This is a genomic window from Pseudomonas sp. DWRC2-2 (genome assembly GCF_049897885.1).
In the GTDB taxonomy this organism is placed as follows: Bacteria; Pseudomonadota; Gammaproteobacteria; order Pseudomonadales; family Pseudomonadaceae; genus Aquipseudomonas; species Aquipseudomonas azotoformans_A.
The window spans coordinates 247908-263884 of sequence record NZ_JAFCXD010000007.1; the positions used below are offsets into that span (position 1 = coordinate 247908).

Genomic DNA, 15977 nt, shown 5'->3' on the forward strand with positions numbered 1-15977 from the left:
GCCTGCGCCCTTGAACCTGGAAATTGTGGCCCCATATACCGGAACAGAAGCGCGAGTTGAGTTCGCGCATGATTTTGAAAGGAGAAAACTATGGCTGACGAACAGACGCAGGATACGCAAACTCCAGACGCCAATTCGGCTGTCGGCGATGAGCTGGCGACTCGTGTGCAAGTGCTCGAAGAGCAATTGGCCGCTGCGCAGGACCAGTCTTTGCGTGTTGCCGCTGATCTGCAGAACGTCCGCCGCCGTGCCGAGCAGGATGTAGAAAAGGCTCACAAATTCGCGTTGGAAAAATTCGCCAATGACTTGCTGCCGATCATCGACAGCCTGGAGCGTGGCCTTGAATTGTCCAACCCGGACGACGAAAACATCCGCCCGATGCGCGAAGGGATCGAACTGACCCTGAAAATGTTCCAGGACACCCTGAAGCGTTATCAGCTGGAAGCGATCGATCCACAAGGCGGCGAGCCGTTCAACGCTGAGCATCACCAAGCCATGGCCATGCAGGAAAGCCATGACCTGGAGCCGAACAGCGTGCTCAAAACGTTCCAGAAGGGTTATCTGCTCAATGGTCGCCTGTTGCGTCCGGCGATGGTCGTCGTGAGCAAGGCGCCTGCACCGGTTTCGCCTTCTATTGATGAGCAGGCTTGAAATACGCTGCAAAGCCCCCATCTATAAGTCAAGCGTTTAAGTGCTACCGCAGTTAGCCACCACTGCTGCGGCAACCAAATTCAAGTTTCGGGAGAGTAAATCATGGGCAAAATTATCGGTATCGACCTGGGGACCACCAACTCCTGTGTCTCCGTCATGGAAAACGGCAAAGCCAAAGTAATCGAAAACGCCGAAGGCGCGCGTACCACGCCGTCGATCATTGCTTACGCAAATGATGGCGAGATCCTCGTTGGTCAGTCGGCCAAGCGCCAGGCTGTGACCAACCCGCACAACACCCTGTATGCGGTAAAGCGTCTGATCGGTCGTAAGTTCGACGAAGAAGTCGTACAGAAAGACATCAAGATGGTGCCTTACAAAATCGCCAAGGCTGACAACGGTGACGCCTGGGTTGAAGTAAATGGCAACAAGATGTCGGCACCGCAGATCTCGGCTGAAGTCTTGAAAAAGATGAAGAAGACCGCCGAAGACTACCTGGGTGAAACCGTGACCGAAGCGGTCATTACCGTTCCGGCCTACTTCAACGACAGCCAGCGCCAGGCGACCAAAGACGCCGGCCGCATCGCGGGCCTGGACGTAAAACGTATCATCAACGAACCTACCGCAGCGGCCCTGGCTTACGGTATGGACAAGGCCAAAGGCGACCACACTGTGATCGTTTATGACCTGGGTGGTGGTACGTTCGACGTGTCGGTCATCGAGATCGCTGAAGTTGACGGCGAGCACCAGTTCGAAGTGTTGGCCACCAACGGTGATACTTTCCTGGGTGGTGAAGACTTTGACATTCGTCTGATCGATTACCTCGTTGACGAATTCAAGAAAGAAAGCGGCATGAACCTCAAGGGTGATCCGCTGGCGATGCAGCGCTTGAAAGAAGCTGCCGAGAAAGCCAAGATCGAGCTGTCCTCGAGCATGTCGACCGACGTGAACCTGCCGTACATCACTGCAGATGCCACCGGTCCTAAGCACTTGAACGTGAAGATTTCTCGCGCCAAGTTGGAAGCCCTGGTTGAAGACCTGGTTCAGCGCACCATCGAACCTTGCCGCATCGCGCTGAAAGACGCCGGTATCGACGTTGGTTCCATCAACGACGTGATCCTGGTGGGCGGTCAGACCCGTATGCCACTGGTTCAGCAGAAAGTGACCGAGTTCTTCGGTAAAGAAGCACGTAAAGACGTGAACCCGGACGAAGCGGTTGCCATGGGTGCTGCCATCCAGGGTGCGGTATTGGCCGGCGACGTGAAAGACGTGCTGCTGCTGGACGTCAGCCCGCTGACCTTGGGTATCGAAACCATGGGCGGCGTGATGACCGCGCTGATCGAGAAAAACACCACGATTCCTACCAAGAAATCGCAAGTGTTCTCGACTGCCGATGACAACCAAGGCGCTGTGACCATTCACGTGCTGCAAGGTGAGCGTAAGCAGGCTGCTCAGAACAAGTCCCTGGGCAAGTTCGACCTGGCCGAGATTCCACCAGCACCACGTGGCGTGCCACAAATTGAAGTGACCTTCGACATCGACGCCAACGGCATTCTGCATGTCGGCGCGAAAGACAAGGCAACTGGCAAAGAACAGAAGATCACCATCAAGGCCAACTCCGGCCTGTCTGATGAAGAAATTCAACAGATGATCCGTGATGCTGAAGCCAACGCTGATGCGGATGCCAAGTTTGCTGAACTGGCTGGCGCCCGTAACCAGGGTGATGCACTGGTTCACTCGACACGCAAAATGGTCGCTGATGCCGGCGATAAAGTGACTGCTGAAGAGAAGACTGCAATCGAAGCTGCTGTGGTTGCCCTGGAAGCCGCTGTCAAAGGCGACGACAAGGCCGCTATCGAAGCCAAGATCGAAGAACTGTCGAAAGTCTCCGCTCCAGTGGCGCAGAAAATGTACGCCGAACAAGGTCAGCCAGCTGACGGTGCTGCGCAACAGGCAGAGCCTGAAGCCAAGCACGACGACGTTGTCGATGCCGAGTTCGAAGAAGTCAAAGACCAGAAGTAAGTTGGTCGCCCGGTTGACCGCTATCAAGCGGTGACTGGTAGGATGTCGCCGCGCGGGAGCTTGCTCCCGCGTTGGCGTGTCTGGGGTATGCGAATTTTTACAGCATGCGACAGTGTTCGGATGTTGGCGGTGTGATCGGGAATGCTCCTGCTTTCCGAGCAGTAAATACCGCATTTTTGGCCGGGTACTTGGCTAAAAGTAGTAATGACCAGGATCGTTGAATTGACGTGAGTTGGGTCCGGGCCTGTATTGGGGCTCAACGAGTTTGGCAAGGCTCAGGAGGGTCTGGCTGAACGTCCTATAAGAGTGCAAAGACTTATGGCAAAGCGTGACTATTACGAAGTGTTGGGTGTGGAGCGCGGCTCCAGCGAGGCGGACCTGAAGAAGGCCTACCGTCGCCTGGCGATGAAGCACCACCCGGACCGTAATCCGGATAGCAAAGAATCCGAAGAAATGTTCAAAGAGGCCAATGAGGCCTACGAATGTCTGTCTGATCCCAACAAGCGTGCGGCCTACGACCAGTATGGTCATGCCGGTGTCGACCCGAGCATGGGTGGCGGTGGTGCGGGGTTTGGTGGTCAGAACTTCTCCGATATTTTCGGGGACGTGTTCAGCGACTTCTTCGGCGGTGGCCGCGGTGGTCAGCGTGGCGGTGCCCAGCGTGGCAGCGATTTGCGCTACACCCTGGAATTGAACCTGGAAGAAGCCGTGCGCGGCACCAGCGTCAATATCCGTGTGCCGACGCTGGTGAACTGCAAGCCGTGTGATGGTTCGGGTGCCAAGAAGGGCTCCTCGCCCATCACGTGCCCGACGTGCGGCGGTATTGGCCAGGTCCGCATGCAGCAGGGCTTTTTCTCGGTGCAGCAGACCTGCCCGCGCTGTCATGGCCAGGGCAAGATCATTTCCGATCCGTGCGACTCGTGCCACGGCGAAGGCCGTGTCGAAGAGTACAAAACCCTTTCGGTGAAAGTGCCGGCGGGCGTGGATACCGGTGATCGCATTCGTCTGTCGGGTGAAGGCGAGGCCGGTACTCAAGGCGGTCCGACGGGCGACCTGTACGTGGTGATCAACGTGCGCGAGCACTCGATCTTCCAGCGTGACGGCAAGCACCTGTTCTGTGAAGTGCCGATCAGTTTTGTCGACGCAGCCTTGGGCGGCGAGCTGGAAATTCCGACCCTTGATGGTCGCGTCAAATTGAAGATCCCAGAGGGGACTCAGACCGGCAAGCAGTTCCGTATCCGTGGCAAAGGCGTTGCGCCGGTGCGCGGCGGCGGTGCTGGCGACCTGATGTGCCGTGTGGCGGTGGAAACGCCGGTCAACCTGAACCGTCGTCAGCGCGAATTGCTTGAAGAGTTCCGCAGCTCGATGGAGGGTGACGACTCTCACTCGCCGAAGACTGCGGGCTTTTTCGATGGCGTGAAGCGCTTCTTCGGCGACCTGTAAGGAATTGAGTATGCGACGTATAGCCGTAATGGGCGCTGCCGGGCGCATGGGCAAGACGCTGGTCGAGGCGGTGCAGCAGCGCTCGCCGGCTTCCGGGCTGACCGCTGCGATCGTTCGTCCGGGCAGCACGTTGATTGGTGCGGATGCCGGTGAGTTGGCCTCGCTGGGGCGCATCGGTGTTTCGTTGTCCGGCAACCTGGAGCAGGTGGCGGACGAGTTCGATGTGTTGATCGATTTCACCCTGCCGGACGTGATGCTGAAAAACCTGGCCTTCTGCCGCAAGGCGGGCAAGGCCATGGTAATCGGCACCACGGGTTTGACGGCTGAGCAGAAGCAGTTGTTGGTGGAGGCGGGCAAAGATATTCCTGTCGTCTTCGCTGCTAACTTCAGCGTCGGTGTGAACCTGTCGCTCAAGCTGCTGGATCTGGCTGCTCGTGTGCTGGGGGATGAGGCGGATATCGAGATCATCGAGACCCATCATCGCCACAAGATCGATGCGCCGTCGGGCACTGCGTTGCGCATGGGCGAAGCGATTGCCGATGCGCTGGGCCGAGACCTGTCGAAAGTGGCGGTGTACGGTCGCGAAGGCCATACCGGTGCGCGGGCGCGTGACACCATTGGTTTTGCGACCGTTCGTGGCGGCGATGTAGTGGGTGATCACACCGTGTTGTTCGCCACTGAAGGTGAGCGCCTGGAAATCACGCATAAAGCCTCCAGCCGCATGACGTTTGCCAAGGGTGCGGTACGTGCGGCGCTCTGGTTAGAAGGTCGTACGCCTGGTCTGTATGACATGCGCGATGTGCTGGATCTGCACTGATCAGTAGCTTAAATGGGGCCTCAAGCTTATGCTTAGGCCCCGTTTTTACCCGCTAAGCGACGTCCTGTCGCATTCCCCTGCCTTTAAGGCTCATTAGCGGTGGACCAAAAAAGCCTTTTTCTGTAAGCTACAGCTTTAGTGTGTTCACTAAAAGCGCGCAGAATAATTCAGTGAATAAGCGGAGTGACGTGTCCATACGTCACTCCGCTTTTTTACACCTGCGATCGCCCTTTCAGGCTTTATTTACGGGAGGTCTTCTTGACTAAGCCAGCCATACTCGCCCTTGCTGATGGCAGCATTTTTCGCGGCGAAGCCATTGGAGCCGACGGTCAGACCGTTGGAGAGGTAGTGTTTAACACTGCCATGACCGGCTATCAGGAAATCCTTACCGATCCTTCCTACGCCCAACAGATCGTTACCCTGACCTATCCGCACATCGGCAATACCGGTACTACACCGGAAGACGTCGAGTCTGATTGCGTCTGGTCGGCCGGTCTGGTGATTCGTGACCTGCCACTGGTTGCGAGCAACTGGCGTAACACGATGTCGCTGTCCGATTACCTGAAAGCCAACAACGTTGTGGCGATTGCGGGTATCGATACCCGCCGCCTCACGCGCATCCTGCGTGAAAAAGGCTCGCAGAACGGCTGCATCATGGTCGGTGACAATATCTCCGAAGAGGCGGCGATTGCCGCAGCGCAAGGTTTCCCAGGCCTGAAGGGCATGGACCTGGCGAAAGTCGTCAGCGTCAAAGAGAAGTACGAATGGCGCTCGACTGTCTGGGACTTGAAGACCGACAGCCATGCGACCATCGAAGCTGCTGACCTGCCTTATCACGTTGTGGCCTACGACTACGGCGTCAAGTACAACATCCTGCGCATGCTGGTCGAGCGCGGCTGCCGCGTGACTGTGGTGCCGGCGCAAACGCCTGCCAGCGACGTGCTCGCCTTGCAACCGGATGGCGTATTCCTGTCCAACGGCCCAGGTGACCCTGAGCCATGCGACTATGCCATCCAGGCGATCAAGGACGTGCTGGAAACCGAGATTCCGGTATTCGGTATCTGCCTCGGTCACCAACTGCTGGCCCTGGCCTCCGGCGCCAAGACCCTGAAAATGGGTCACGGCCACCACGGTGCCAACCACCCGGTACAAGACCTGGATACTGGCGTCGTGATGATCACCAGCCAGAACCACGGTTTTGCGGTGGATGAAGCCACCCTGCCGAGCAACGTGCGCGCCATTCACAAGTCGCTGTTCGATGGCTCCCTGCAGGGCATCGAGCGCACCGACAAGAGCGCGTTCAGCTTCCAGGGCCACCCTGAAGCGAGCCCGGGCCCGAACGACGTAGCGCCGCTGTTCGACCGTTTCATCAATGAGATGGCCAAGCGACGCTGACTGAGCGGCTTGCGGGCGGCCCCGAATGTCGGCGGCCCCCGCAGGCTCTTCAAAGATTGTTCAAGACGGCTTGCCGACTGACCTGCGGATTTGAGTGACAAACCCATGCCAAAACGTACAGACATAAAAAGCATCCTGATTCTCGGCGCTGGCCCGATCGTGATCGGCCAGGCCTGCGAATTCGACTACTCCGGCGCCCAGGCCTGTAAAGCCCTGCGCGAAGAGGGTTACCGCGTCATCCTGGTGAACTCCAACCCGGCCACCATCATGACCGACCCGGACATGGCTGACGCCACCTACATCGAACCGATCAAGTGGCAGACCGTTGCCAAGATCATCGAGAAAGAGCGTCCGGACGCGCTGCTGCCAACCATGGGTGGTCAAACCGCTCTGAACTGCGCCCTGGACCTGGAGCGCGAAGGCGTCCTGGAAAAATTCGGCGTAGAAATGATCGGCGCCAATGCGGACACCATCGACAAGGCCGAAGACCGTTCGCGCTTTGACAAGGCGATGAAGTCCATCGGCCTGGACTGCCCGCGCTCGGGCATCGCCCACAGCATGGAAGAAGCCAACGCAGTGCTCGAGAAGCTGGGCTTCCCGTGCATCATCCGTCCGTCCTTCACCATGGGTGGTACCGGTGGCGGTATCGCTTACAACCGTGAAGAGTTCGAAGAAATCTGCTCTCGTGGCCTGGACCTTTCGCCGACCAAAGAGCTGCTGATTGACGAATCCCTGATCGGCTGGAAAGAGTATGAGATGGAGGTTGTCCGCGATAAAAAGGACAACTGCATCATCGTCTGCTCCATCGAAAACTTCGACCCGATGGGCGTGCACACCGGTGACTCGATCACCGTTGCTCCGGCGCAGACCCTGACGGACAAGGAATACCAGATCATGCGTAACGCCTCGCTGGCGGTACTGCGTGAAATCGGCGTTGAAACCGGCGGTTCCAACGTTCAGTTCGGTATCTGCCCGGACACTGGCCGTATGGTCGTGATCGAGATGAACCCGCGTGTATCGCGTTCTTCGGCGCTGGCATCGAAAGCTACTGGCTTCCCGATTGCGCGTATCGCTGCCAAGTTGGCGATCGGCTATACCCTGGACGAGCTGCAGAACGAAATCACCGGCGGCGCTACTCCGGCGTCCTTCGAGCCGTCAATCGACTACGTCGTCACTAAGCTGCCACGTTTCGCTTTCGAGAAATTCCCGAAAGCCGATGCACGCCTGACCACTCAAATGAAGTCGGTCGGTGAAGTCATGGCCATCGGCCGGACCTTCCAGGAATCCCTGCAGAAAGCCCTGCGCGGTCTGGAATTGGGCGTTTGTGGCCTGGACGAGAAGCTCGACCTGAGCAACCCGGAAAGCATGAGCATCCTCAAGCGCGAACTGACCGTGCCGGGCGCCGAGCGCATCTGGTACGTGGCTGATGCTTTCCGCGCCGGTCTCTCGGTCGAAGACATCTTCGGTATGAACATGATCGACCCGTGGTTCCTGGTGCAGATCGAAGACCTGATCAAGGAGGAAGAGAAGGTCAAGACTCTGGGTCTTGCCAGTATCGACCGCGACTTGATGTTCAAGCTCAAGCGCAAAGGTTTCTCTGACATGCGTCTGGCCAAGTTGCTGGGTGTGACCGAGAAAGCGTTGCGTCGCCACCGCCACAAGCTGGAGATCTTCCCGGTCTACAAGCGCGTTGACACCTGCGCGGCCGAGTTCGCCACCGACACCGCCTACATGTACTCAACCTACGAGGAAGAGTGCGAAGCCGCGCCGTCGGGCCGCGACAAGATCATGATCCTTGGTGGCGGTCCAAACCGTATCGGCCAGGGTATCGAGTTCGACTACTGCTGCGTACACGCGGCATTGGCCCTGCGCGAAGACGGTTACGAGACCATCATGGTCAACTGCAACCCGGAAACCGTTTCCACCGACTACGACACCTCCGATCGCCTGTATTTCGAGCCAGTGACCCTGGAAGACGTGCTGGAAATCTGCCGGGTCGAGAAGCCGAAGGGCGTGATCGTCCAGTACGGCGGCCAGACTCCGCTGAAACTGGCGCGTGCCCTGGAAGAAGCCGGCGTGCCGATTATCGGCACCAGCCCAGACGCTATCGACCGTGCAGAAGACCGTGAACGCTTCCAGCAAATGGTTGAACGCCTGAACCTGCGCCAGCCGCCAAACGCCACCGTGCGCAGCGAAGACGAAGCTATCCGTGCAGCCAGCAAGATTGGCTACCCGCTGGTGGTGCGTCCGTCCTACGTACTGGGCGGCCGTGCGATGGAAATCGTCTACGAAGAAGAAGAACTCAAGCGCTACCTGCGTGATGCGGTGAAAGTGTCCAACGACAGCCCAGTGCTGCTCGACCACTTCCTCAACTGCGCCATCGAAATGGACGTGGACGCCGTGTGCGACGGCACCGACGTGGTGATCGGCGCGATCATGCAACACATCGAACAGGCGGGCGTTCACTCCGGTGACTCCGCTTGCTCGCTGCCGCCGTACTCGCTGCCGGCGCACATCCAGGACGAGATGCGTGAACAGGTCAAGAAAATGGCCTTGGAGTTGGGCGTGGTCGGCCTGATGAACGTACAGTTGGCGCTGCAAGGCGAAGACATTTACGTCATCGAGGTCAACCCGCGCGCTTCGCGTACCGTGCCATTCGTTTCCAAGTGCATCGGTGTGTCCCTGGCCATGATCGCTGCTCGCGTGATGGCCGGTAAGACCCTGAAGGAAATTGGCTTCACCAAGGAAATTATTCCTAACTTCTACAGCGTGAAAGAGGCCGTGTTCCCATTCGCCAAATTCCCTGGTGTGGACCCGATCCTGGGCCCAGAGATGAAGTCCACCGGTGAAGTCATGGGCGTGGGTGATACCTTCGGTGAAGCTTTCGCCAAGGCCCAGATGGGTGCCAGCGAAGTGCTGCCGACCGGCGGTACTGCGTTCATCAGCGTGCGTGATGATGACAAGCCACTGGTTGCAGGCGTGGCCCGGGATCTGATCAACTTGGGCTTCGAAGTCGTGGCCACCGCCGGGACCGCCAAGCTGATCGAAGCTGCGGGCCTGAAGGTGCGTCGCGTGAACAAGGTGACGGAAGGCCGTCCGCACGTGGTCGACATGATCAAGAATGACGAAGTCACCTTGATCATCAACACCACCGAAGGTCGCCAGTCGATCGCGGACTCCTACTCCATTCGTCGTAACGCCTTGCAGCACAAGATCTACTGCACCACCACCATTGCTGCTGGCGAAGCCATCTGCGAAGCGCTCAAGTTCGGTCCGGAAAAGACCGTGCGTCGCTTGCAGGATCTACACGCAGGATTGAAGGCATGACCAAATACCCAATGACCGTCCAGGGCTTCAAGGCCCTGGAAGAGGAGCACGCCCACCTGACCAAGGTCGTACGTCCAAAGCTGAGCCAGGACATCGGTACGGCCCGCGAGCTGGGTGACTTGAAGGAAAACGCCGAATACCACGCTGCTCGCGAGCAGCAAGGTATGGTCGAGGCGCGGATCCGTGATATCGAAGGCCGCCTGCAGAACTCGGTGGTCATCGACGTGACGACCATTCCGAAGACCGGCAAGGTGATTTTCGGCACGACCGTGGAAATCGCCAACGTCGAGACGGACGAAAGCGTGGTCTACCACATCGTTGGTGAGGACGAAGCTGACTTCAAACTCGGCAAGATCTCTGTCGGTTCTCCGCTGGCCCGCGCCTTGATTGCCAAGGAAGAGGGTGATGTGGTGTCTGTCAAAACGCCAGGCGGCGTGACCGAGTACGAGATTGTTGAAGTTCGTCACATCTGAAAGACGGCGCCCGCTTCGTGCGGGCGCCATGCTTTGGCAACTCTCCCAGATGCTTTGGGTGGGTGGCCTGTGGCTGTTGCACATTGGCGTGTTACCGGCGCTGGGCTTGATTGGCCTGGCACCGTTGCTGATCGATGAGATCGATGGATTACTCAGTGCGTTGCTGGTGGCTTTTGCCGCGGCGTGCGTGACGCTCCAGGCGTTGGTGCTGGTCAAGGCTGAAGGCTTGGGAAGTTTGTGGCGGGATATTCGCGGGCAACTGCTGTTGATGGCGCTGTATGCGTGTGCAATGTATTGCATGGTGCATGTCTGGCTGCCGGAAGCGTTGCGCTGGCAGCTATTCAGCTATCTTGTGCTAGGGTTTTCCGGTCTGGTGCTGGTGATGCAGCCGGCGCCAGGTTGGAGTGGCAGGGCGCGCGAAGCACGCCCGTGACCCTTTTTATTACTTGAAGCGATGTACGTTCGACAGTTGCTTGTTGACGCTGAAGTTCTTGCGATACAGCAGCGCCATCTTGCCGATGACCTGGACCAGGTCCGCTTTGCCTACCTTGCACAGTTCTGCAATGGCAGCCAGGCGCGCTTCGCGGTCAAGGATGTTGACCTTGATCTTGATCAGTTCATGATCGTTCAGCGCACGTTCGAATTCGGCTAACACACCTTCAGTCAAACCGTTATCTGCCACAATCAGAACTGGTTTCAGATGGTGGCCAATGGATTTGTACTGTTTCTTCTGCTCTTGAGTGAGCGGCATAATCTGACCCCTGCGTCTGATCTTGTAAAAAGCGGCGGCCAGTTTACCCGAGCGAGTCCGGGACCGCCCAGTTAATCACGACCCGTTTTATTTTTCGAGGTGGCCCGTGGCCCGTTCCAAAACCAGCCTTAAGTGGCTACAAGAACATTTCAACGATCCTTACGTCAAAAAGGCGCAGAAGGACGGCTACCGTTCCCGGGCCAGCTACAAGCTGCTGGAGATTCAGGACAAGGATAAGTTGATCCGCCCAGGCATGAGCGTTATCGATCTCGGTGCAGCCCCAGGTGGTTGGTCCCAGGTGACCAGTCGTCTGATTGGTGGGCAGGGCCGCTTGATCGCTTCCGACATCCTGGAAATGGACAGTATCCCGGACGTGACCTTTGTTCATGGTGATTTCACTGAGGATGCCGTACTCGCCCAGATCCTCGAGGCTGTGGGAAATTCGCAGGTAGACCTTGTGATTTCCGACATGGCCCCCAATATGAGTGGATTACCGGCCGTCGATATGCCGCGCGCAATGTTCCTCTGTGAGCTGGCGTTGGATTTGGCGGGTCGGGTTTTGCGTCCTGGTGGTGATTTTCTGGTGAAGGTCTTCCAGGGTGAAGGCTTTGACGAGTACCACAAGAACATCCGCAAGCTGTTCGACAAGGTGCAAACGCGTAAGCCTGACTCTTCCCGGGACAGGTCTCGGGAGCAGTACCTGCTGTGCCGCGGCTTCCGCGGGGTGGAAGGCGCTGCGAGTGAAGAGCGTTTTTGAGGAATTCGAGGAGGGCGATAGGTTTTTTTATATCGCTTTCGTCACGAAGCTTTACGAATATTGTGTAGTCAAAGTTTCACAAAGGGTTACAGACGGCGCCTGCCAGAGTTGTAGGTAATGTAGTAAGTTAGGCCGGTGAATATCATGCGAAGCGCGCGCCAGTAGCGGAGCTTGCTTCAGAGGGTAGTTAATTGAACGATATGGCAAAGAATCTGATCCTGTGGTTGATCATCGCGGCTGTCCTGGTGACGGTGATGAACAACTTCTCCAGCCCTAACGAGCCGCAGACCCTCAACTATTCCGACTTCATCCAGCAAGTTAAGGATGGCAAGGTCGAGCGCGTAGCGGTTGATGGCTACGTGATCACCGGCAAACGCAACGATGGCGACAGCTTCAAGACCATTCGTCCGGCGATCCAGGACAACGGTCTGATCGGCGACCTGGTGGATAACCACGTGGTGGTCGAAGGCAAGCAGCCTGAGCAGCAAAGCATCTGGACCCAATTGTTGGTAGCCAGCTTCCCGATCCTGGTGATCATCGCCGTGTTCATGTTCTTCATGCGCCAGATGCAAGGCGGTGCAGGGGGCAAGGGCGGGCCTATGAGCTTCGGCAAGAGCAAGGCACGCCTGCTCTCCGAAGATCAGGTGAAAACCACCCTGGCTGACGTTGCCGGTTGCGACGAAGCCAAGGAAGAAGTGGGCGAGTTGGTCGAGTTCCTGCGTGATCCAGGCAAGTTCCAGCGCCTGGGTGGCCGCATTCCTCGCGGTGTACTGATGGTCGGTCCTCCGGGTACCGGTAAAACCTTGCTGGCCAAGGCGATTGCCGGCGAAGCCAAGGTGCCTTTCTTCACCATTTCCGGTTCTGACTTCGTCGAGATGTTTGTCGGTGTCGGCGCCAGCCGTGTTCGCGATATGTTCGAGCAGGCTAAAAAGCATGCGCCATGCATCATCTTCATCGACGAAATCGACGCCGTTGGTCGCCATCGTGGCGCCGGCATGGGCGGTGGTCATGATGAGCGTGAGCAGACTCTTAACCAGTTGCTGGTTGAGATGGACGGCTTCGAAATGAATGACGGCATCATCGTGATTGCTGCAACCAACCGTCCGGACGTACTGGATCCTGCGTTGCTGCGTCCGGGCCGTTTCGACCGTCAGGTTGTGGTCGGCTTGCCGGATATCCGTGGTCGCGAACAGATCCTGAAAGTACACATGCGCAAAGTGCCAATGGGCGACGACGTGGCTCCGGCCGTGATTGCCCGTGGTACGCCTGGCTTCTCCGGTGCGGACCTGGCCAACCTGGTCAACGAGGCTTCGCTGTTTGCGGCTCGTACCGGCAAGCGCATCGTTGAAATGAAAGAGTTCGAACTGGCAAAAGACAAGATCATGATGGGCGCCGAGCGCAAATCCATGGTCATGTCCGAGAAAGAAAAACAGAACACCGCTTATCACGAAGCCGGTCACGCTATCGTTGGTCGCGTCGTGCCTGAGCATGACCCGGTCTACAAAGTGTCGATCATCCCTCGTGGTCGGGCACTGGGTGTGACCATGTTCCTGCCGGAAGAGGACCGTTACAGCCTCTCCAAGCGCGCACTGATCAGCCAGATCTGCTCGCTGTACGGCGGTCGTATTGCTGAAGAAATGACCCTGGGCTTCGACGGTGTCACCACCGGCGCTTCCAACGACATCATGCGTGCCAGCCAGATTGCACGGAACATGGTGACCAAGTGGGGCTTGTCGGAAAAGCTCGGCCCGCTGATGTATGCCGAGGAAGAAGGTGAAGTGTTCCTGGGTCGTGGCGGTGGCGGTCAAAGCGCCAGCTTCTCCGGTGAGACCGCCAAGCTGATCGACTCCGAAGTGCGCAGCATCATTGACCAGTGCTACGGCACGGCCAAGCAGATCCTCACGGACAACCGCGACAAGCTGGATGCCATGGCGGATGCGCTGATGAAGTACGAGACCATTGATGCCGACCAGATCGACGACATCATGGCCGGTCGCGCTCCACGTGAGCCTCGTGATTGGGAAGGTGGTTCGGGCACCTCTGGCACGCCGCCAGTGGTTCAGAACGAACGCCCTGAGACCCCGATCGGCGGCCCGGCAGCTGACGTCTAAGGTTTGAAATGACTTCTGTGTTGTCCTCCACCCGGTTGCCTTGCGGCAACCGGGTTCTTGATTTGGCCCATACGCATGTAATGGGTATCCTCAATGTCACTCCCGATTCCTTTTCCGATGGCGGTCGTTTCAGTCAGCTCGATGCAGCCTTGCGTCATGCTGAAGCCATGGTTGCGGCGGGAGCGACCCTGATTGATGTCGGTGGCGAATCGACTCGACCTGGCGCTCGCGTTGTCTCTCCTTTGGAAGAGTTGGAGCGGGTGGCGCCGATCGTCGAGCGTATCGCGCGTGAGCTGGATGTGATCATCTCGGTTGATACGTCGACACCGGCCGTGATGCGCGAAACTGCGCGCCTTGGGGCGGGGCTGATCAACGATGTGCGCTCGCTTCAGCGCGACGGAGCGCTTGATGCGGCTGCGGCGACCGGTCTGCCGGTGTGCTTGATGCATATGCTGGGTGAGCCCGGCAACATGCAGGACAGCCCTCACTATGATGATCTCGTCGGCGAAGTCAGCGGTTTTCTCGCTGAGCGCGTCTCTCAGTGTGTTGTCGCGGGGATTGCTGAGGAAAAAATCATCCTCGATCCCGGCTTCGGTTTCGCCAAGACCCTGCAGCACAACCTAAGCCTGTTCAAGCATATGGAATCCCTGCATGCCCTTGGTCGTCCCCTATTGGTGGGCGTTTCGCGCAAGAGCATGATAGGGCAGGCCTTGAATCGTCCAGTAGGTGAGCGTCTGTATGGCGGCCTTGCACTGGCTGCGCTGGCGGTGACCAAAGGTGCGCGTATCTTGAGGGTGCATGATGTCGCCGAGACCGTGGATGTAGTGCGTATGATTGCCGCTGTAGAATCAGCCGAATAAGAATGATGGAGCACTTATGACTAAAAAATACTTTGGCACCGACGGTATCCGTGGTCGGGTCGGCGAATTTCCGATTACTCCTGATTTCATGCTCAAGCTGGGGTGGGCGGCGGGTATGGCGTTCCGCAGCATGGGCGCTTGCCGCATCCTGGTGGGCAAGGACACCCGTATTTCCGGGTACATGTTTGAGTCGGCGCTGGAGGCGGGCCTGTCTGCCGCAGGCGCGGATGTCATGTTGCTGGGGCCGATGCCGACGCCGGCGATCGCTTACCTGACGCGTACCTTTCACGCTGAAGCCGGTATTGTGATCAGCGCCTCGCACAATCCCCATGATGACAACGGCATTAAATTCTTCTCAGGGCAGGGCACCAAGCTGCCTGATGAGATTGAGTTGATGATCGAAGAGTTGCTGGATGCACCGATGACGGTGGTTGAATCCAGTAAGTTAGGCAAGGTGTCGCGTATCAACGACGCCTCCGGTCGCTATATCGAGTTCTGCAAGAGCAGTGTGCCGAGCAGCACCAATTTTGCCGGTCTGAAGATTGTGGTTGATTGCGCCCACGGTGCGACCTACAAAGTCGCGCCGAGCGTGTTCAAGGAGTTGGGCGCAGACGTGACGGTGCTGTCGGCCCAGCCGAACGGGCTTAACATCAACGAAAACTGCGGTTCCACCCATATGGAGCAACTGCAGGCCGCCGTCCTGGCCGAGCATGCCGACTTGGGTATTGCCTTCGACGGCGACGGTGACCGTGTGCTGATGGTGGATCACACGGGCGCGATTGTTGATGGTGATGACCTGTTGTTCATCATTGCGCGTGATATGCACGAGCGTAACAAGCTGCAGGGTGGTGTTGTCGGTACGCTGATGAGCAACCTTGGCCTGGAACTGGCCTTGGCGGACCTGGGTATTCCCTTCGTGCGCGCCAATGTCGGTGATCGCTATGTGATCGCCGAGCTACTTGAGCGTAACTGGCAGGTGGGGGGTGAGAACTCCGGGCACGTAGTCTGCTTCCAGCACACCACTACAGGTGACGCGATCATCGCTGCGCTGCAGGTTCTGCTGTCCTTGCGTCGTCGCGAAGAGAGTCTGGCCCAAGCGCGCCAGGCGCTGCGAAAATGTCCGCAAGTGCTGCTCAATGTGCGTTTTGGCGGCGGCGAAAACCCGATCGAGCACCCGGCTGTCAAAGAGGCGTGCGAGCGCGTAACCCTTGCTATGGCGGGGCGTGGTCGCGTGTTGTTGCGCAAGTCCGGCACAGAGCCTCTGGTGCGCGTCATGGTCGAAGGCGATGACGAAACACAGGTTCGCGGCCATGCCGAAGACCTGGCAAAACTGGTAACTGAAGTTTGCGCCTGAATTCGGCTTGCCAGTGATG

Annotated in this window: 13 protein-coding genes; 12 read left to right on the plus strand and 1 reads right to left on the minus strand. The window is 57.9% G+C overall.

What is annotated here, in order from left to right; translation table 11 throughout:
* The first annotated feature begins 90 nt into the window (after nucleotides 1-90).
* From grpE to ACP7EW_RS27260, 8 genes are all read left to right on the plus strand, one after another.
* Nucleotides 91-651: a nucleotide exchange factor GrpE gene (gene grpE / locus ACP7EW_RS27225; RefSeq protein ID WP_016976812.1), complete on the plus strand. Its 561-nt coding sequence runs from the start codon at nucleotides 91-93 to the stop codon at nucleotides 649-651.
* 102 nt (nucleotides 652-753) lie between these two features.
* Nucleotides 754-2670: a molecular chaperone DnaK gene (gene dnaK / locus ACP7EW_RS27230; RefSeq protein WP_025857104.1), complete on the plus strand. Its 1917-nt coding sequence runs from the start codon at nucleotides 754-756 to the stop codon at nucleotides 2668-2670.
* A gap of 318 nt (nucleotides 2671-2988) precedes the next feature.
* The gene (dnaJ, locus tag ACP7EW_RS27235) at nucleotides 2989-4113 is read left to right on the plus strand and encodes a molecular chaperone DnaJ (RefSeq protein WP_016976814.1); all 1125 of its coding nucleotides are present in this window, start codon (nucleotides 2989-2991) and stop codon (nucleotides 4111-4113) included.
* A 10-nt stretch (nucleotides 4114-4123) separates the two neighbouring features.
* Nucleotides 4124-4930, plus strand: a complete 807-nt coding sequence (dapB, locus tag ACP7EW_RS27240; protein WP_033898256.1) for a 4-hydroxy-tetrahydrodipicolinate reductase — start codon at nucleotides 4124-4126, stop codon at nucleotides 4928-4930.
* 258 nt (nucleotides 4931-5188) lie between these two features.
* Nucleotides 5189-6325: a glutamine-hydrolyzing carbamoyl-phosphate synthase small subunit gene (gene carA, locus ACP7EW_RS27245; protein ID WP_033898257.1), complete on the plus strand. Its 1137-nt coding sequence runs from the start codon at nucleotides 5189-5191 to the stop codon at nucleotides 6323-6325.
* Nucleotides 6326-6430: 105 nt separating this feature from the next.
* Complete coding sequence (gene carB / locus ACP7EW_RS27250) at nucleotides 6431-9652, plus strand: carbamoyl-phosphate synthase large subunit (RefSeq protein ID WP_426221140.1); 3222 nt, start codon at nucleotides 6431-6433, stop codon at nucleotides 9650-9652.
* Entirely contained in the window at nucleotides 9649-10125 is a 477-nt protein-coding gene (gene greA / locus ACP7EW_RS27255; RefSeq protein WP_033898259.1) for a transcription elongation factor GreA, read from the plus strand. Before carB ends, greA begins: the two co-directional genes overlap by 4 nt.
* A 28-nt stretch (nucleotides 10126-10153) precedes the next feature.
* Entirely contained in the window at nucleotides 10154-10558 is a 405-nt protein-coding gene (locus ACP7EW_RS27260; RefSeq protein WP_177111716.1) for an MFS transporter, read from the plus strand.
* A 9-nt stretch (nucleotides 10559-10567) separates the two neighbouring features.
* Here ACP7EW_RS27260 and ACP7EW_RS27265 read toward each other — a convergent pair whose 3' ends face one another.
* A complete protein-coding gene (locus tag ACP7EW_RS27265) occupies nucleotides 10568-10876 on the minus strand; it encodes a YhbY family RNA-binding protein (RefSeq protein ID WP_010206607.1) in 309 nt (102 codons plus the stop codon).
* 106 nt (nucleotides 10877-10982) lie between these two features.
* Between ACP7EW_RS27265 and rlmE the strand changes: the two genes are divergently transcribed.
* From rlmE to glmM, 4 genes are all read left to right on the plus strand, one after another.
* Nucleotides 10983-11633 carry a 23S rRNA (uridine(2552)-2'-O)-methyltransferase RlmE gene (rlmE, locus tag ACP7EW_RS27270; RefSeq protein ID WP_029298990.1) on the plus strand — a complete coding sequence of 217 codons (651 nt, stop codon included), beginning with the start codon at nucleotides 10983-10985 and terminating at the stop codon, nucleotides 11631-11633.
* A 200-nt stretch (nucleotides 11634-11833) separates the two neighbouring features.
* Entirely contained in the window at nucleotides 11834-13744 is a 1911-nt protein-coding gene (gene ftsH, locus ACP7EW_RS27275; protein WP_033898262.1) for an ATP-dependent zinc metalloprotease FtsH, read from the plus strand.
* Nucleotides 13745-13752: 8 nt separating this feature from the next.
* The gene (gene folP, locus ACP7EW_RS27280) at nucleotides 13753-14604 is read left to right on the plus strand and encodes a dihydropteroate synthase (RefSeq protein WP_426221143.1); all 852 of its coding nucleotides are present in this window, start codon (nucleotides 13753-13755) and stop codon (nucleotides 14602-14604) included.
* Nucleotides 14605-14620: 16 nt separating this feature from the next.
* Entirely contained in the window at nucleotides 14621-15958 is a 1338-nt protein-coding gene (gene glmM, locus ACP7EW_RS27285) for a phosphoglucosamine mutase (protein WP_028617970.1), read from the plus strand.
* Nucleotides 15959-15977 lie beyond the last annotated feature (19 nt).